The organism is Allomuricauda sp. XS_ASV26 (assembly GCF_041224615.1).
Classification (GTDB): Bacteria; Bacteroidota; Bacteroidia; order Flavobacteriales; family Flavobacteriaceae; genus Flagellimonas; species Flagellimonas alginolytica.
Map to the genome: position 1 here is coordinate 152,993 of NZ_JBGFGK010000028.1, position 17,722 is coordinate 170,714.

The 17,722-nt window shown below is 40.3% G+C and carries 15 protein-coding genes; 10 read left to right on the forward strand and 5 right to left on the reverse strand.

Annotated elements, in window-relative coordinates:
• The first annotated feature begins 1 nt into the window (after nt 1).
• The 6 genes from AB9K32_RS03775 to AB9K32_RS03800 all read left to right on the forward strand — a co-directional run bounded on the left by AB9K32_RS03775 (nt 2) and on the right by AB9K32_RS03800 (nt 7,248).
• Entirely contained in the window at nt 2-793 is a 792-nt protein-coding gene (locus AB9K32_RS03775) for a (Fe-S)-binding protein (RefSeq protein WP_369884400.1), read from the forward strand.
• Between the two features lie 52 nt (nt 794-845).
• Complete coding sequence (locus AB9K32_RS03780) at nt 846-1,328, forward strand: ABC transporter ATPase (protein ID WP_293295473.1); 483 nt, start codon at nt 846-848, stop codon at nt 1,326-1,328.
• A gap of 89 nt (nt 1,329-1,417) precedes the next feature.
• Nucleotides 1,418-4,330, forward strand: coding sequence for a glycoside hydrolase family 3 N-terminal domain-containing protein (locus tag AB9K32_RS03785; RefSeq protein WP_369884401.1), 2,913 nt, complete (start codon nt 1,418-1,420; stop codon nt 4,328-4,330).
• 30 nt (nt 4,331-4,360) lie between these two features.
• Nucleotides 4,361-5,503: an N-acetyl-alpha-D-glucosaminyl L-malate synthase BshA gene (gene bshA / locus AB9K32_RS03790; RefSeq protein ID WP_224837170.1), complete on the forward strand. Its 1,143-nt coding sequence runs from the start codon at nt 4,361-4,363 to the stop codon at nt 5,501-5,503.
• On the forward strand, nt 5,500-5,967 hold the full coding sequence (locus tag AB9K32_RS03795) for a hypothetical protein (RefSeq protein WP_369884402.1): 468 nt from the start codon (nt 5,500-5,502) through the stop codon (nt 5,965-5,967). Before bshA ends, AB9K32_RS03795 begins: the two co-directional genes overlap by 4 nt.
• A gap of 114 nt (nt 5,968-6,081) precedes the next feature.
• Nucleotides 6,082-7,248 (forward strand): OmpA family protein, encoded by a 1,167-nt coding sequence (locus AB9K32_RS03800; protein WP_369884403.1) that lies wholly within the window; start codon nt 6,082-6,084, stop codon nt 7,246-7,248.
• 50 nt (nt 7,249-7,298) lie between these two features.
• Here AB9K32_RS03800 and AB9K32_RS03805 read toward each other — a convergent pair whose 3' ends face one another.
• Nucleotides 7,299-7,940 (reverse strand): acetyltransferase, encoded by a 642-nt coding sequence (locus AB9K32_RS03805; protein ID WP_369884404.1) that lies wholly within the window; start codon nt 7,938-7,940, stop codon nt 7,299-7,301.
• Nucleotides 7,933-8,496, reverse strand: coding sequence for a sugar transferase (locus AB9K32_RS03810; protein ID WP_224837335.1), 564 nt, complete (start codon nt 8,494-8,496; stop codon nt 7,933-7,935). The genes AB9K32_RS03805 and AB9K32_RS03810 overlap by 8 nt, the downstream gene beginning before the upstream one ends.
• Between AB9K32_RS03810 and AB9K32_RS03815 the strand changes: the two genes are divergently transcribed.
• On the forward strand, nt 8,453-8,578 hold the full coding sequence (locus AB9K32_RS03815; protein ID WP_369884479.1) for a hypothetical protein: 126 nt from the start codon (nt 8,453-8,455) through the stop codon (nt 8,576-8,578). The two genes, AB9K32_RS03810 and AB9K32_RS03815, sit on opposite strands and share 44 nt — an antisense overlap.
• Nucleotides 8,579-8,629: 51 nt before the next feature.
• Here AB9K32_RS03815 and AB9K32_RS03820 read toward each other — a convergent pair whose 3' ends face one another.
• Nucleotides 8,630-9,964 (reverse strand): CoF synthetase, encoded by a 1,335-nt coding sequence (locus tag AB9K32_RS03820; RefSeq protein WP_369884405.1) that lies wholly within the window; start codon nt 9,962-9,964, stop codon nt 8,630-8,632.
• A gap of 352 nt (nt 9,965-10,316) precedes the next feature.
• Here AB9K32_RS03820 and AB9K32_RS03825 point away from each other — a divergent pair, with 352 nt between their 5' ends.
• Complete coding sequence (locus AB9K32_RS03825; RefSeq protein ID WP_369884406.1) at nt 10,317-13,001, forward strand: fibronectin type III domain-containing protein; 2,685 nt, start codon at nt 10,317-10,319, stop codon at nt 12,999-13,001.
• Nucleotides 13,002-13,076: 75 nt separating this feature from the next.
• Nucleotides 13,077-14,456 (forward strand): tyrosinase family protein, encoded by a 1,380-nt coding sequence (locus AB9K32_RS03830; protein ID WP_369884407.1) that lies wholly within the window; start codon nt 13,077-13,079, stop codon nt 14,454-14,456.
• Nucleotides 14,457-14,516: 60 nt separating this feature from the next.
• Here the strand turns inward: AB9K32_RS03830 and AB9K32_RS03835 are convergent, their stop codons facing one another.
• Nucleotides 14,517-14,885 (reverse strand): heavy-metal-associated domain-containing protein, encoded by a 369-nt coding sequence (locus tag AB9K32_RS03835; protein ID WP_224837177.1) that lies wholly within the window; start codon nt 14,883-14,885, stop codon nt 14,517-14,519.
• A gap of 16 nt (nt 14,886-14,901) precedes the next feature.
• Entirely contained in the window at nt 14,902-17,136 is a 2,235-nt protein-coding gene (locus AB9K32_RS03840) for a carboxypeptidase-like regulatory domain-containing protein (RefSeq protein ID WP_369884408.1), read from the reverse strand.
• A 332-nt stretch (nt 17,137-17,468) separates the two neighbouring features.
• Here AB9K32_RS03840 and AB9K32_RS03845 point away from each other — a divergent pair, with 332 nt between their 5' ends.
• Complete coding sequence (locus AB9K32_RS03845; protein WP_224837179.1) at nt 17,469-17,687, forward strand: hypothetical protein; 219 nt, start codon at nt 17,469-17,471, stop codon at nt 17,685-17,687.
• The last annotated feature ends 35 nt before the right edge of the window (nt 17,688-17,722 follow it).

Genomic DNA, 17,722 nt, shown 5'->3' on the forward strand with positions numbered 1-17,722 from the left:
TATGAGCGAACAATTGAAGGTTAAGACCATGCAAGAGTTTATGGCTGAAGGCAAACAGCCCGAAATTTTATTTTGGGTAGGCTCCGCCGGTAGTTACGATGATCGTGCCAAAAAGATTTCCAGGGCCTTTGTAAAGTTATTGAACAAGGCAGAAGTTGATTTCGCTGTATTGGGCACCGAAGAAAGCTCTACAGGAGATGTGGCTAAAAGAGCAGGTAACGAATTTTTGTTTCAAATGCAGGCCATGATGAACATAGAATTGTTGAATGGCTACGAAATAAAGAGGATTGTAACCTGTGACCCGCACTCCTACAATACCATAAAAAATGAATATCCGGGACTTGGCGGTACTTATGATGTGGTCCACCATACCGAATACCTAAAGGAGTTATTGGACAACGGACGTTTACAAATAACCGGTGATGGGTACAAAGGCAAACGGATAACCTTCCACGATCCCTGCTATTTAGGACGGGCAAATTCCGTTTTTGATGCACCACGTGAAGTTCTGGCCAAAACCAATGCCGATTTAGTGGAAATGAAACGCCACAAAAAAACAGCCTTATGTTGCGGGGCAGGTGGGGCACAAATGTTCAAAGAGCCCGAAAAAGGCGATATGGATATTAATGTGATGCGCACACAAGACGCTTTGGAAACCAATCCAAATATTATTGCCACAGGTTGTCCATATTGCAATACCATGATGACGGACGGTATAAAAGCGCACGAAAAGGAAGATAGCGTAACCGTTATGGATGTGGCCGAACTGTTGGCCAAATCCCAAGGATTGTAAAATATTTGGATCAAGATAAGTTCAAGATCAATTTTTAGACAGAGAATAGAATATGCTAGTGGATTTTAATGAATTGCCAGATCATTCAAGAATTTGGATTTATCAGGCAAATAGGAGCTTTACAGAATCAGAGTTGGCCGAATTGGAAAATAGCATGGTGGATTTCCTCAAGGAGTGGACCGCTCATGGAAGTGATTTACATGCCGGTTTTGAGATCAAATACAAAAGATTTTTGATAATTGGGTTAGATCAGACCAATGCCAGCGCCTCAGGTTGCTCCATTGATGCCTCTGTCCATTTTATCCAAAGTTTGGAGAAAAAATATAAAGTGGAATTGCTAGATCGGATGAATGTTTCCTTTAAGCAAGGTGAATATATTGCCTACAAACCTTTAAAGGATTTTAAAAAATTGGCCAAAGCTAAATCCGTCTCGGCGAACACCATCGTTTTCAATAATTTAGTTGCCACAAAACAGGAATATATTGAGAATTGGGAAGTCCCCGCAAGCGAAAGTTGGCATTCAAGATTTGTGTAGTCCTCTTAATTTATCTTAATTTTTATACTTTCCTCGATGAAATGCAATATTTTTATCGGTATTTAGTTCGAGTTTCAGACAAGAAATTTATGCGGATAACCCCTTACTTTCCCCTATTCCTATTGATTTGTTTACATGCCCATGGGCAGTATAATCCCCTAGTTGTCAAAGATTCTTTGGCTCAAAAGGCTTGGGTAGAAAACACGTATGCAAATTTATCGTTGGAAGAGCGTATTGGTCAGCTGTTTATGGCCAGTGTGGCATCCAATCAAAGCCAAGCGGCCACAGATAGGGTAAAAAACCTTGTGGAGGAACATGGTATTGGTGGGGTTATTTTTATGGTGGGCGGTCCCGTAAAGCAAGCCAAATTGACCAACGATTATCAGGCTGTTTCCAAAGTTCCTTTGCTCATTGGTTCCGATGCGGAATGGGGCATGGCCATGCGTTTGGATTCCACTTATGCGTTTCCGTGGAACATGACATTGGGCGCAATACAAGATAGTAGTATAGTAGAACGTGTAGGTCAACAAATAGGAAAGCATGCAAAGCGTTTAGGGGTGCATATAAATTTTGCGCCCGATCTGGATGTGAACAACAATCCTAAAAACCCTATTATCGGAAATCGATCTTTTGGTGAAGATCCAAGAAATGTAGCGGAAAAAGGCAGGGCGTTTGTTCGGGGAATGGAGTCAATGGGGGTGCTCTCAAGTGGTAAACATTTTCCAGGGCATGGAGATACCGCTACCGATTCCCATAAATCTTTACCTGTGATCATGTCGTCGTTGGAACGTTTGGATTCCATTGAACTATATCCTTTCAAAAATGTGATGAAAAGTGGGCTTTCCTCAACAATGGTGGCCCATTTGAGTGTACCAAGTTTGGAAAACCGGGAAGGGCACCCTTCGTCGCTTTCCAAAAGTATAGTTGCCGATGTCTTGCAGCAGCAATTGGGGTTTAATGGTTTGGTACTGACAGATGCCTTGAATATGAAAGCTGTTTCCCAATTTGCCCCCGAAGGTGAAGTTGAACTACAGGCCTTTTTAGCCGGAAATGATATGCTTTTAATGCCTGAAAATGTAGTCAAGGCCAAGGAAAGGATTTTAGAAGCTTATAAAAAAGGGGACTTTTCGGAAGAACGATTGGCCAAATCCGTCAAGAAAATATTAATGGCCAAATACAAGGTGGGCCTCTACAATTATCAGCCTGTAGAAATGGAAAACTTGTACGAAGACCTGAACCATGTGGAGAATGATGTGGTTTATGAAAAAGCCATTGAGGGGGCCATAACGGTCGCTAAAAACAATTTTTCCCTAATGCCCATTAAAAAACTGGATAATAAAAAAATAGCATACATCCATTTTGGAGATGATGATGGTACACCATTTTATACCGCATTGAACCGATTTTATAAAGTTACCCATATCAAGGCCAAGGATATTGCGGAGTACAAAAAGGAATTGGCAAATTTTAATTTGGTGATCGTAGGGTTGCATAAAAGTAATGAGAGCCCGTGGAAGGGATATAAATTCTCCAAAAACGAACTGTTTTGGTTAGCAGAAATTTCCAGATTGCGGACCAGCAATACGATCTTGGCTCTGTTTGCACGACCATACGCGATGTTGGACGTTTTAAATTTCGATAAGGTGGACGGTGTAGTGGTGGGTTATCAGAATAGTGAGATCGCCCAAAAAAAAGTAGCGGAAGTCATTTTTGGAGCCATAGGAGCAACCGGAAAGTTGCCTGTATCCGCACACGATGAGTTTCCGGTGGGCACAGGGATCGATGTAAAACCAATACAGCGGTTGGGGTACAGTATACCAGAACGAGTGGGTATGAGTTCCGAAATGTTGGCAGAAGTGGATACCTTGGTGCAGCATGGGTTGGATTCGTTAATGTTCCCCGGTGCTCAAGTACTTGTGGCCCGCAAGGGTAAGGTTATCTACAACAAAAGTTTTGGAAAACCAACATACCGATCGGAAAAGGATATTACGGAAGAGTCCATTTATGATTTGGCATCATTGACCAAAATTCTTTCCACCTTGCCGATGATAATGAAAATGGAAGAGGAGGGGGAAATTGCTTTGAACGACACCTTCAAAGATTTGATTCCGGAATATGAGGATACGGAATTAAAGGATGTTACCGTTCTAAAGGCTCTATCCCACTACGGCAGATTGCCATCCTGGATTGCTTTTTATCTGGATACCTTAAATAAGGACCGTAAACCTTCCAACGAGTTTTACAGGCAAAACCCATCTGAAGCATTTCCGTACAAAGTAGCTGAACACCTGTACCTTACAAGATCATTTAAGGACTCAATCTATAACCGAATTGGAAGACAGAGTTTAAAATCCAATAGGTATAGGTATAGCGATGTAGGGTATTATGTATTTAAAGAATACATCGAAAAAAAACATAATCGACCCATAGATGAATTAGTGGATGAGTTTTTGTACACCCCCATGGGCTTGCAACGAACTACCTTTAATCCAATTAACAAATTTTCAAAGGAGGAGATAGTTCCTTCGGAAGAGGACGATTATTTTAGGTACCAAACGGTTCAGGGCTACGTACACGATATGGGTGCGGCCATGCAAGGAGGGGTGGGAGGCCATGCCGGACTCTTTAGTACAGCGAACGAGGTGGCTAAAATAATGCAGATGTATTTACAGGGGGGATATTATGGTGGGGAACGTTTTTTTAATGCCCGTACCGTAAAACGGTTCAATACCTGCTATTTTTGTAATAAGAATGTAAGGCGTGGCGTAGGTTTTGATAAGCCGCAGTTGGAAGAGAAAGGGCCCACTTGCGGTTGTGTTTCCAGAAATAGTTTTGGGCACAGCGGTTTTACCGGGACCTATACTTGGGCCGATCCGGATGAGGAGATCGTTTATGTTTTCCTTTCTAATAGAACCTACCCCACAGCGACCAATACGTTATTGATAAAATCAGGACTGCGAACCCGAATTCAGCAGGCCATTTATGATTCCATTATCAATTAAGTTTTAAATATATTGACTTAGATTTGTCCTATGAAGATAGCTATTGTGTGTTACCCAACGTTTGGAGGTAGTGGAGTGGTTGCCACAGAGCTGGGTATTGCCCTTGCCGAACGAGGCCACGAGGTGCACTTTATCACCTACCGGCAACCAGTACGTTTGGAACTTTTGGGAAACAATATCCATTTTCATGAGGTGCATGTTCCGGAGTATCCCCTGTTTCATTATCAACCGTATGAGCTGGCATTGTCCAGTAAATTGGTGGACACCATCAAACTCCACGGAATAGAGCTATTGCATGTACATTATGCCATCCCACATGCCTATGCGGGTTATATGGCAAAAAAAATGCTTCAGGAATATGGTATTTTTATACCAATGATAACCACTTTGCACGGAACCGATATAACACTGGTGGGCAAGCATCCATTCTACAAGCCTGCAGTTACTTTTAGTATCAATAAATCCGATGTGGTCACCTCCGTATCCGAGGCCCTCAAAGAAGAAACCTTAAAGCTTTTTGATATCGAAAAGGACATTGAGGTCATCCCGAACTTTATCGAGAGCAAAAAGTACAGTAAGGATTATACCGACTGTCAACGCTCTATGATGGCGAAGGAAGACGAGAGGATCATAACGCATATCAGTAATTTTAGAAAAGTAAAACGGATACCCGACGTAATAAAGGTTTTTCATAAAATCCAAAAAGAGGTTCCCGCCAAATTGATCATGGTGGGTGAGGGCCCGGAAAAGGAAAAGGCAGAAGATCTTTGCGATAAACTAGGAATCAAGGATAAAGTGTTGTTTTTGGGAAACAGTAACGAGATAGATAGGATCCTTTGTTTTTCCGATTTATTTTTGTTGCCCTCGGAAACCGAAAGTTTTGGACTTGCGGCCTTGGAGGCCATGATCAATAAAGTAGCAGTAATCTCCAGCAATACGGGAGGAATTCCAGAAGTGAATATTGATGGCGTTTCCGGATTTTTGGCAGATGTGGGCGATGTGGATACCATGGCGGCCAAGGGGATTCAAATTTTAAAAGACGATGAAACCTTGGAGAAATTCAAGGAAAACGCCTTTAATGTAGCCTCCAAGTTCGATATTGTGCATATCTTGCCCTTGTACGAGGAACTTTATGAAAAAGCCTATAAATCACGTTTTAAGAACACCTTTTGACCATTAAGTATATTTATCTCATAGCAGTGGTTTGTTTGTTCTCCTGTAAAGCACAAAAGGAGGGGCATTCTCCCGTGGGTGAAAGATTAGAGCATATGGAGTTGGTGGATTTTGATAACCATAGTAACATAGAATACTACGAAACCACAATTATTACCGACAATAAATCGTTGCGCAAATACTACTCGCAAATTAACAAGACCCGAAAACCAGGACTTCCATTGCCAATTTTGGATTTTTCCTCGGAAATGGCCATTATTATATGCTTGGGCGAGCAAAATAATGTACGAAAACCTGTTTTGTCCAAGCTAAAAGAATCAGATCAGGCGATTACAATTGCTGTTGAGCTGATAGCAGAGGAAAAAGAGGATAAAATCGGGAAACAGCCCATTACCTATCCATTTTATCTATACAAAATGCCTTTGGTCGATAAAGCGGTTGTTTTTCAAAAGGTTGATAATTAGGGTCTTCCAAAACCAATCTACTACTCATCGAAAATAAGCGCACTTAAAAGTGCAAAATTCGCTTTCTTATCACCTTGAACTAGCTTTGGGGCTGATAACCTCAAATCAATTAAAATGAACATTTCTAAACCTGCAATGATGGTCATTGCCATGAGTTTTTCTGCTTTGACCTTTGCCCAAGACCTTGAATTGACCAAAAAGGATAGCATAGTGCAAAGCTATTGGCTGGTGTCCTTGGGTACCAACATTGTTGATGACTCCGGTGATGAATTTGGTGAACTATTCGATTTAAGTGATGGTTGGAACATGGTACCCTATCCATCTCGTGTAAGCGTAGGACGATATTTTAAAAATGGCCTTGGTTTGGAGGCCATAGGGTCGTACAACCGTTACAAAGAAGGCAAAATCGTGGATAATGTTGTAAATCCTGAAGATGTTGACTATTGGGGTCTCGATTTTAGGGTAAGCTACGATTTAAATATGATTTTGGGAGAAACCGGCTTTTTTGATCCCTATATCGGAATTGGCGCGGGGTATACCGATGCCAACAACCAAGGCAGGGGAACATACAACGCGGTTATTGGTTTTAGAACATGGTTTTCCGATCATTGGGGGCTGGATTTCAACTCAACGGGAAAATGGGCCATGGATACCGAAAATGCATCGAACCATATACAACATGCACTCGGTGTAGCTTATAGGTTCGAGGTAGAAAAGGGACTTTCTAGAAAAGGTCAAGAAAAACTGGCTTTATTGGAAGAGCTGGAAAAAGAACAACAACGTGTACAGGATTCTATTGCCGATGCAGAAGAAGCAAGACTATTGGCCGAGCGTTTGCAACGGGAAAAAGAAGCAGCAGAGTTGGCAGCTGCCGAAAAAGCCAAGAAAGAAGCGGAGGAGGCCAGAAGAGCAAAACTTCGCAACAAGATCAACAACTTGGGCAAAGTATACTTTAAACTCAATTCTTCCTACTTGACCTCAAAAGATAAGGAATTACTTGATGAATTGGTGACCATTATGCAAGATGAGCCTAATTTGGCGATAAAGGTTTCGGCACATACCGATTCCAGAGGCACCAAAAAATATAATCAATGGCTTTCCGAAAGACGTGCCGAACGTACTGTTGAGTATGTGGTTTCCAAGGGTGTGTCCGCCGGTAGAATAAGTCATGATGCCTTTGGCGAGACCCAGTTGGTGAACGAATGTGAGGATGGTGTACGTTGTTCGGAAGAACAGCATTCCAAGAACAGGAGGTCGGAGTTTGAGATATTAAATTATTAGAATATCAATACTAACTATAAAAAACGCCCGGGAAATTCCCGGGCGTTTTTTTATTTTTTTTCAATGATTTTGGCTGGGTTTCCCACAACCGTAGTATGTGGCGCTACTTCTCGTATTACCACAGCGCCCGCTCCTATTAGACTGCCTTGGCCAACTTTGCCGATACCTGTCATGACCGTTGCACCAATACCTATATAAACGTGGTCTTCGAGTTTTAAATTAGCGCCGACGTTTACACCGGACGACATAAAAACTCCATTTCCTATATCTACATGATGGCCTATGGTGGTCGCCATGTTTATCATAAAGAAATTCCCGATTCTTGTATGTGGCATAATTATGCTCCCGGACAAAATGTAACAAGCTTCGCCAAGCTCCACATCGGGCCCGATATCGGCATTTTTATGAATAAAACTTGGTATATTATAGCCTAGGGTCTTGCTTTCGGATAAATATTTCTCACGAATTTTGTTATCACCAATTGGACAGTATACATTTTGAATCCTACTTTTGAATTCTTTCTTTTTAAGGTCCTCAAAATTTCCTAAAACAGGTAAGTTTAAGATTTGTTTCCCGTGCAGCTTTGGATTTGAGTCGATGAAACCGATAATATTTATACCGGCTTCCCTTAAGTATGATGCATAAATTTGACCATGCGTTCCAGCTCCTATAATTATTGAATTATTACCCATTGTTGTTTCCTGTAAATGGCTGCATGCCAATATTTTCGGTATCGTTGATATCTTTTCTTAGAAGAACTTTCTTTATGGTCAATATTACGATCTTTATATCAGTTAAGAAAGAAACGTTGTCAACATACCATACATCCAGTTCAAATTTTTTGTTCCAAGAGATTGCATTTCTACCGTTCACTTGAGCCCACCCTGTTATACCTGGGCGTGTTTTGTGTCTTTTTCGTTGTTCAGCATTATATAGTGGCAAGTATTTTGGCAATAAAGGTCTTGGTCCTATCAAACTCATTTCACCTTTTAAAACATTAAATAGCTGCGGTAACTCATCCAAGGATGTCTTTCTTATAAATCGCCCTACAGGAGTTATTCTTTCATGGTTTGGCAAAAGCGCTCCGCTTGCATCTTTTTTATCGTTCATTGATTTGAACTTTATCAATTTGAAAAGCTCTTCATTTTTGCCGGGCCTTATCTGGGTAAAGAAGGGTTTACCATTGTTTGAGAAAAACAAAAAAATGGTAAGAAACAAAATAATTGGCGATGCTAAACAAATGAGCAAAAACGAAACCGAGAAATCGATTAATCTTTTAAAGAAATTGGCATACATTTTTCAGGAAATCAATGGTGAGAATTGTGTTTAGTTGTAAGCAAAAATATTTCTTAGGTATTTATTATAAAAATTTGTGGCGCCCTTAATTTACCAACTGGCTGATTTCGTCCGAAGGCATCAAATTTTTCGTGATCTTTCTTTTTTTCGAGCTTAAAAGTGGTATTTCGTCAACATATTCTATATCTATTGTCGCTTGGGCACCCATTATCTCTTTACAGCGAAGAACTAGCTTTTCTTCACCTGTGAAAGGTTTTTCGGTATTCAACTTTATTAAATACGAAGTTTTACCTGTTTGCACATATTGTATTTGGTCTATATCTGGAAAATCTACAGTGATTCCCATAAACTGATATGCACTAATCATATTTCCAGATGTATTTAATAAAATATCAGCTTTTCTTCCTTCAACAGTTTTAAGAACGGGAATACTGCCATCAGTTTTTGAGGTAATGGAACCAATGTCCCCCGTATCATATCTAATCATGGGCAATGCATGATTGTAAAGGTCTGTAATCACAATTCTGCCCAACTCACCATCCTTAACAGGCTCGTTCTTCTCAAAATCCAATATTTCCAAGACATAACTTGCCCAATTGATTGTAAAGTGGTCACTGTCGATAGATTGTTGGGCAATAATTCCATTCTCAAGATTGGAATATCTGGAGACCATGGGTGAATTGAAATAATACCACATTCTACTTCGAACATGGTCACTAAGGTTTTCGGACATGCCAATAATGGATTTTACATTGCAATCCAGCGGTTTAGATTTATTTTTGTCCAAATAATCACATATTTTTTCTAAAGCCGAGGGATATCCCAGCCAGCCTTTTGAAGACTTGTCTTGTTTTAGGCTGTCCAACAACTCTTGTATGTACCGATCGTTAAGCTTATCAATGTTTATGGGTACTATGTTCTGCATATTGGAAGACACTTTACTCTTACTAAGTTTATTGCTCCATAAGCGCACATACAAAAGCTTGTCGCCAATTGTAAAACCAGCTTTGGATGCAAAGAATATGGTGTCGGCAGTATTTCTGATTTTCTTTTCCTTATTCTGAACAACCATGAAAGGAGTTCCAGTTGAACCACTGGTGAATGTCTTATATAATTTTTGCCTTTGTTTTGATTTTGACAGCAATTTTTCGAAGTTTGAAGTAATTATTCTTTTATCCATCACAGGAAAATCCGATAAATCGCCATAACCTTGATAGGGTTTATAATACTCAGTTTCATTAACAGCATGTTCGAGCAAAATAGTAAGAGGTTCTTTGGTTCTCTCTTTAAGGGTCGAAAAATTTGGTGATGACAGGACCCGCTCTATATTCTTTATTTCTCTTTGTATTTTACTTCCTTTAATGGTGTCCAAACTCCAAAAAATGGTCTTCCTCAAATTATTCAATAATTGATTGTTCATGGTATCGGGGGTTATCTACAAAAAACAAACTACTATACAAAGTACGACTTAAACCTGAATGGGAACAAATATTCAATACTACATTTAACGAATCAGTCTATTTAGGTTAAAACGTTTATTTACTCTTGCATAGGCTTTTATATACTCATAAACGATACAATGTTGATAAGAGTATACTTTTACGACATTTACGCACTTTTTTCCCAATATGTTCACATCGCTATGGTAAAAAAGGGTACTCAAAGTCATTTTTTGCGTTTCATCGATAATCTGAACGTAAATCTTCGATTAATTTTTATGTAACATATTTTTGTATAGTCCCCCCAAGCAACCTAAATACACCACCAATAGAATGATTTTAAAGAGAACACTATCAGTAATTTTTCTTCTGGGGATATCGATAAATGTAGCTGCCCAAAATTTACATTTCGAATCCAATGCAGCATCCATTGAAAACGAATCCAACGCCCTTACCGGATGGTCTGGCGATGCAACCCTAACTGTTGATGGAACAGACTCGCAATCGGGAAATTTTTCCATCAGGGCAGTTTCAACAAGTAACAACGGAAGAATCCTGGAGTATTATTTTGATGCTTCAGTGGGGGAGGAATATACCATTAGAATATGGGCCAAGGAAGGTCCAAAGGGAACTGTTCCTGGAAGCCCTGCATTTGCTGCTTGGTCGGGTTTTTCGGGTTTTTCCGTAACTCCCATTGTAGGAACCGATTGGGCCGAATATGTGTTTAACCTAACGGCCACGTCACCCAGGCCTAGAATAAGGGTCTATACGAGTTCTTCTTCAACAAGCACAATTCCAGGGAATACAGTTTTGATAGATGCAGTTTCTATTGTGGTTGCCGGGAGTGATTCTGAACCTCCAAGTGCTATATCCGATTTGGCCGCGAGCAATACAACCTCAACGACTACCCAACTTACATGGAGCCCATCTACGGATAATGTTGGAGTTTCAAACTATCAGGTTGTACAAGATGGAACCATAATCGCCAATACCGGAACCAACACAAATTTTAATGTAACCGGATTATCGCCCAGTACCAGCTATGATTTTACAATAGTGGCCGAGGATGCTGCGGGCAATACTTCTAATACGGGAAATACCGTTACGGTAACCACAGGTGCCTTGATCGATACGGAAGCTCCTAGTAGTGTATCGGATTTGGCTTCCAGTAATATTACATCTACTTCAGTAAACCTATCCTGGAGCGCATCTACAGATAATGTTGGTGTAACCAATTATGAGATATTCCAAGATGGTACTAGTATAGCCAATATTGGAACAAACACAGTTTTGAACTTAACGGGTCTCAACCCCAATACCAGCTACGATTTTTCGGTTGAGGCATCCGATGCTGCCGGGAATGTCTCAGCTCCGGGCAATGTGTTAGTGGTTACTACGTTAGCTGCTCCGGACACCGAGGCACCAAGTGCAGTTTTGGATTTGACCTCAAGTAACACGACCCCTACCACAACCGATTTAAATTGGAGTCCATCTACCGATAACGTGGGTGTTGTCAATTACCAAATATTTCAGGATGGTATCAGTATTGGAAACTCCGGAACTGCTACGACTTTTAACGTAACTGGTTTAACACCTGCAAGTTCTTTCGATTTTACCATAGTTGCTGTCGATGCAGCAGGTAATACCTCTTCTGCTGGTAATATTGAAACAGTGAATACCACTTCCTCTGGGGATACTGAGGCCCCAAGTGCAGTCTTGGATTTAATTTCCAGCAATACAACCGCTACCACCACTGATTTAAGTTGGAGTGCATCTACGGACAATGTAGGCGTTACAAATTATGAGGTATTCCAAAATGGAATCAGTATTGCAAATACGGGTACTGCACTTAATTTTAATGTAACAGGCTTATTGCCCAATACGAGTTATGATTTTTCGGTGATTGCTTCAGATATCGCAGGCAATACATCGAGTGCAGGAAACACGGAAACTGTTGTTACTCCCAACGAGGCAGATGTGGAGGCGCCAAGTACGGTCTCGGATTTGGCTTCCAGTAATATTACCACAACATCAGTGGATTTAAATTGGACTGCATCCACAGATAATATTGGGGTAACCAATTATGAGGTATATCAAAACGGTATCAGTATTGCCAACACGGGAACCACAACAAATTTCAATGTTACGGGACTATCTCCAAGTACAATGTACAATTTTATGGTCACAGCCGCCGATAGTGCAGGTAATATTTCGGGGCCAGGAAATACAGTATCGATAACTACAGCGGCGGCACCTGATACCGAAGCGCCAAGTGCAGTTTCAGATTTAGCCGCGGCTGGTACAACTTCAACGTCAACCACACTCTCGTGGTCTGCTTCTACGGATAATGTAGGAGTTATAAATTATGAAGTGTTCAGGGATGGTACGAGTATCGGAAATACAGGCACCTCTACCACACTTACCGTGAATGGACTTACACCGGATACAAGTTATAATTTTACGGTTTTCGCCGAAGATGCTGCAGGCAATACGTCCAACAGCAGCAATACAGCAGCAATTGTGACATTGATAGGAACGGGAATAACCGATTATACTTCTGAAAATGCCAATCTGAATACCGTGGATTGGACTGCAAGGGATTTATTTGCAGACAGGAATATTGGAATTGGAACAACGGATACACAAGGTTATAGGCTAGCTGTAGCGGGAAACATGATTGCTGAAGCGGTTAGAGTTGAACTGCAGGTAAATTGGCCCGATTTTGTTTTTAGTAAAGACTATGACCTGCCACAATTGGAAAAAATTAAGGCCTTTATTGCCTTGAACGGGCATTTGCCAAATATACCAAGTGCCAAAGAAGTTGAAAATTCTGGCATAGATTTAGGCTCCATGGATGCTAAGCTTCTCCAAAAAATTGAGGAGTTGACCTTGTATTTGATCGAGCAAGAGTCAGAAATCGAAAAATTGAAAGAGGAAAACGAAAAAATGCAACTTCTTTTAAAAAGAATGGATAGACTTGAATCCAAATTGAATTCCAAGTCTAATGAAAATAAGTAATACTATTGTCGATAAAAATTTAATAGTAGAGCGAACAATTTAACAAGTGGTACAACCCCAGCACTTTAAAAACTTATGAAAAAAAATTACCTAAAAATTAGCATCGTCATATTGGTTCTGTTAGTACAGAATATTTCTGGACAAAGTATCAGAAAAAGTTTTGATGAAATGTCTGATTATGAGATAACGGAGCTCGTAAATGCGTTTTACGATCTTAGGAACGGTCCAGATCTAATGAACGACTTGGCCAATTTCCACGGACAGTTCTTCAATTTTGATAATACGATGGACCCGACCCGGTTAGATCTACATTTTAATCTTCCTGATGAGCCAGAAAGGGAAATTTTTCTTGCTTGGCACAGAAGAATGATCTTTGAACTGGAACAGGCCATGCAAGAGATAAACCCGGATATCAGCCTTTGTTATTGGGACTCGTCCATATATCAATCTCCCAACGACCCACTTTGGGATGAAAGTTTTCTCGGAAGTTTTGATGCCAATTGGGGGTTACGCAGAAATTTGGGAGGAAATGGACCGTTGCCAACGGTAACAGAAGTTTCTAACTTAATGGGCATCTCTGATTTTTACCAATTCTCCAATGTTCTAGAAAGAGATGCGGTACACAGAGGAGGACACGTTTGGACCGGAGGACCGATGAATTCTCCATTGTCTCCAAGGGATCCGGTATTCTTTATCCACCATTCGTTTGTGGATAAGATTTGGCAGGAATGGGAAACAATTTATCAGAGCTCTTCCTTTATGCCCACATCTATGTTGAGATACGATGGAACTTATGTTTTTGATGGAGAAACCTTGGCTTCCGTAGATCCTAACGACATTACCGATGCTAGAGTTTATGGAGTTTTTTATGCAGAAAATGGGCTGGCTCAGTTAGATAACTACATTGTTAGCAACACCTATAATCCCGAGGAAGTGTTTTATTATCAATTTAATATAGAGGCAGGCAACAATTTTATTGTACCCTCTGGCGCAGCGGCAAGAATGGCATCTTTAAACGAGATAAACCTTACACCTGGTTTTGAAGCTTCTGCTGGCTCCTCTTTCCAAGCATCGATCGATGACCAAAACGCAAACCTTGGTAATAGGCGAAGTTTATTGGCAAAAAGAGACAATAAACCATATCCACACTCAGAAATGCTCTACACGGAGATAGTCTGGGAAGAAGGAGGGGATTTATTGGATGATAAACCTATTATCATAACTGCGGCACCTAATCCATTTACAGAAAAAATAACAATAAAACTTAACGAACGTAAAGATTGTGTTATCGAAGTCTTTAATATGATGGGTATGTTGATAAAGGAGGAAGCTTTCCAGAACACCGATACCATGGTCATAAAAAACCTATATGGTCTGGCCAATGGATTCTATGTTATTCGGGTTACCGATGCCAATGGGGAGATTCTTGTAGTTAAAAGAATTATTAAAATGTAGAAGTAACAGTTTGTTCATAACAAAAAGGGGCCAAAGGCCCCTTTTTGTTTTATAAGTGGGTTACTGATTGTGATTTCCATGATCCATATGGATAGTAGAAGGATCTCGGTACTTACAGCAATCTGGTAGTTTATTGTATACAGAATCCGGTGCAGTAAAACCTTCGGAATCATGTCCTACCTCCGCAATTCTTTTTTGAATATTGGGTATGGTTACTTTTCGTTCATCGATAATGGCCTCAAAGAGCTTGGTTTCGGAGTTCCATGTGGCGAACTTCACACCTTTTAGCTTAACAGCAGCTTTTTCGATTCTAGTTTTGCACATCCCACAATTCCCCTTTACTTCAAAGCTAACGGTCTTGTTTTTGTCCTGCGAATGGCCAATGGCCATAAAGAACAGTGCAATACAGGTGATTAAGGTTGTTTTCATTATGTCAATTTTTGTATTATATCTTATATCTAAATCCTACATAGTACAGACTTTCTAGTACGGGACCATATAAAATTGTACTGTCAAAATAAGTGCCAAATGGGTCGGAACTGGATAGAATTGGTTCGGGTTGTGTAAAATTACCGATATTTTCTCCTCCAACATATACTTCGAACTTATTGGATAGAACACGGGTGATCTGTGCATTGAACAAATTGTAGGACGTGGACCATTCTGCAAGTTGAAATTCCTCGGGATTGATATTTGTATTGGGTAATCGCTGTCTTCCCAACCAATTGCCGGTAACATCGAACCGCCATTGTTTTTCTGCTATTTTTAGGGTTTCATAGCTCAGGTTTACAAAAAACCTATAATTGGGCTGAAGAGGTTTTTCAAACGTACCGCTTCTATATTCCGTGGCAACATCAAAATATTTATAGGTCGTCCTTAAATGAAGATCTTGCAATATCTCATAATTCAAATCTACTTGTACACTGTTGGAAAAACTTTCTCCTTCAAGATTGTAAAATGCAATTTCTCTGGCATTTTCCCAATCTACCACTACCTGTTCATCAAATTGGGTCCTATAATAATCCATGGAAAACTCCAGGACCCTGTTCCATAAGTAGAGTTTTTGAATAAAGCTTACTCCATAGTTCCAAGCTTTTTCAGGCTGAAGGCCATAATAGTTTCCATTGGTACCGTCAATAACAATTTGTCTGGAAGATGCGAACAATTGTTGGTTCTCTGCGAATATATTGGCGCCCCGTATGCCCCGTCCAAAAGAAGCCCTAAAACTGGCCTTGTCCCAGAGTGAATATCTTAAGTGCAATCTTGGAGTAATAAAAGTGCCCAAGTTGTTATGCCTGTCCGCTCGTAGTCCTGCTACAAAACTTAGACCTTCCAGACTATCGTAGGTATACTCAAAAAAGGCTCCCAATGAGTTGTCGTACCGTGTAAAAGGAGTATTGTTCACGTTCTCCTCGAACCCATCATAAGTTAGGCTCACCCCGGTTTTGAACTTGTGCTGGGTACTGCCGATTATACTATTAAAAATAAGGTTGGAGTAAAAAGAACGATGATTGATGTCGTACTGGTTCAATCCATAAAAAGAGTTTTGATCATGCGCACTGTAGGCCGTTTGGAACCCGAAACTTTGATAGGGTAGATCAGGAAAAACATATCCCGTCTTTGCCGAGATATCCAGCCGCGAAGTTTCGATTTCACTTCCCCAGGCATTTGTGGTCAATTTATCTTCATCTATATTAAAATCTGTTTGCCCCAGCTCTTTGGTGTCCGAGAGGTACTGAATATTGGCATAACTTACCCATCCGCTTTCGGGATCCATAAACTGCCACCGGTTCATAAAATTTATTTGTCGGGCCAATGGAGTGTCGTAGAAAGAATCGTCATTATTATCTATATACCCATTTCTAAGATTTGCATGTATATAAAGCCCGACCCCCAGATCGTCAGTAATATTGTGGTTCAACCGTGTGTTGAATTCGTAACGTTCAAAATTGTTGGCGTAAAAATTAAGGAAGAATCGTTTATCCGTCAATGGTTTTACGAGTTCGCTATTGATATGCCCGGATATACTTTCAAACCCGTTCAGAACGCTTCCCGCGCCTTTGGTGATCTGTATGCTTTCTATCCAGGAACCCGGGATAAAAGAAAGTCCAAATACTTGTGAAGCCCCTCTTATGGATGGCATATTTTCTTGGGTGAACATTAAGTAAGGACTATTTAGCCCTAGCATTTGTATCTGTTTGGCCCCAAGAACAGCATCGGAAACGTTCACGTCTACCGCCGGGTTGGTTTCAAAACTTTCGGAAAGGTTGCAACAAGCTGCCTTTAGCATTTCACGACTGTCTACCGATACCACATTTTGAACTTTGAAAAGTGATTTTTGTAGTGGTGCGACTTCTTTTTCAACCACTACCTCGTCCAAAACTACATTGGGGTAGAGTACAATGTTACCAAGATTAGGCCGGTTAACAGGAATGGTGTCCGAACGGTAACCCACCGAGCTGACCACCAACTGCCGTATGTTTTTTTGGTACGGCGTGCTAAACTTTCCGTCGAAATCCGTAGTTGTACCAATTGTACTGGATAACCAATATACGTTGGCATTGGCAATGGGTATGGTCTTGCCTTTTTCGTTAAACTCCAAAACCTTGCCTTGTACTTGAAACTGGGAAAAACCGGATTTTAAGGCAAATACAAAAAAAAGAAAAAATAGTTGTCTCATTTGGAGAGGGGCTATCTACATCCCAAATCTACATTATTAGTGGGGCATTTGGATCATTGACCCCTAATTTTTTAAACTAGATGTAGTTCATAGATTTTTTTGGAAGTTAACAGAATATAGCCACGGTTTGAAATGCGATAAACTACTTTTAATTTGGTAATGTGCTATTTCTATGGAGTGATATGGGCTTAACAAAATTTATTGTAGTACTTTTTGTTTGGGTATTGCTTTTATTTTGCGGAGGATCTAAGGGTCTGAAACGAAAAAGCATAAAACAAATACGGGTAATAAATAACACCGAACACGTTTTTACAAATGTTTCTCTTTTTTCTATGCCATTTAAAACATTATACCCAGGGGATACATCGGAATACAAAGAGTTGGTCTATGATCCTTTAAAGGACGACCCTCTAATTTACTGTGTTAGCAATCAGACGAATTACGGAAGATATTTAATTATCCCAAAGGGAACCCAGGGTGAGTATACCTATAGGATCGATAGCATCCAGGATGGATTGATATTTTTGAGCTTTGGCAGGGATAATCCGTGATATGTCCAAGTTGATTATAGTTTGATTAAACTACT

Bases quoted from the DNA above. Each gene is read 5' to 3' on its own strand.
- AB9K32_RS03835 (WP_224837177.1), bottom strand. From the start codon at position 14,885: ATGAAAACAACCTTAATCACCTGTATTGCACTGTTCTTTATGGCCATT.
- AB9K32_RS03785 (WP_369884401.1), top strand. From the start codon at position 1,418: ATGCGGATAACCCCTTACTTTCCCCTATTCCTATTGATTTGTTTACAT.
- AB9K32_RS03840 (WP_369884408.1), bottom strand. From the start codon at position 17,136: ATGAGACAACTATTTTTTCTTTTTTTTGTATTTGCCTTAAAATCCGGT.
- AB9K32_RS03845 (WP_224837179.1), top strand. From the start codon at position 17,469: ATGCCATTTAAAACATTATACCCAGGGGATACATCGGAATACAAAGAG.
- AB9K32_RS03815 (WP_369884479.1), top strand. From the start codon at position 8,453: ATGGTAAGAAACAAAATAATTGGCGATGCTAAACAAATGAGCAAAAAC.
- AB9K32_RS03825 (WP_369884406.1), top strand. From the start codon at position 10,317: ATGATTTTAAAGAGAACACTATCAGTAATTTTTCTTCTGGGGATATCG.
- AB9K32_RS03800 (WP_369884403.1), top strand. From the start codon at position 6,082: ATGAACATTTCTAAACCTGCAATGATGGTCATTGCCATGAGTTTTTCT.
- AB9K32_RS03830 (WP_369884407.1), top strand. From the start codon at position 13,077: ATGAAAAAAAATTACCTAAAAATTAGCATCGTCATATTGGTTCTGTTA.
- AB9K32_RS03805 (WP_369884404.1), bottom strand. From the start codon at position 7,940: ATGGGTAATAATTCAATAATTATAGGAGCTGGAACGCATGGTCAAATT.
- bshA (WP_224837170.1), top strand. From the start codon at position 4,361: ATGAAGATAGCTATTGTGTGTTACCCAACGTTTGGAGGTAGTGGAGTG.
- AB9K32_RS03780 (WP_293295473.1), top strand. From the start codon at position 846: ATGCTAGTGGATTTTAATGAATTGCCAGATCATTCAAGAATTTGGATT.
- AB9K32_RS03820 (WP_369884405.1), bottom strand. From the start codon at position 9,964: ATGAACAATCAATTATTGAATAATTTGAGGAAGACCATTTTTTGGAGT.
- AB9K32_RS03775 (WP_369884400.1), top strand. From the start codon at position 2: ATGAGCGAACAATTGAAGGTTAAGACCATGCAAGAGTTTATGGCTGAA.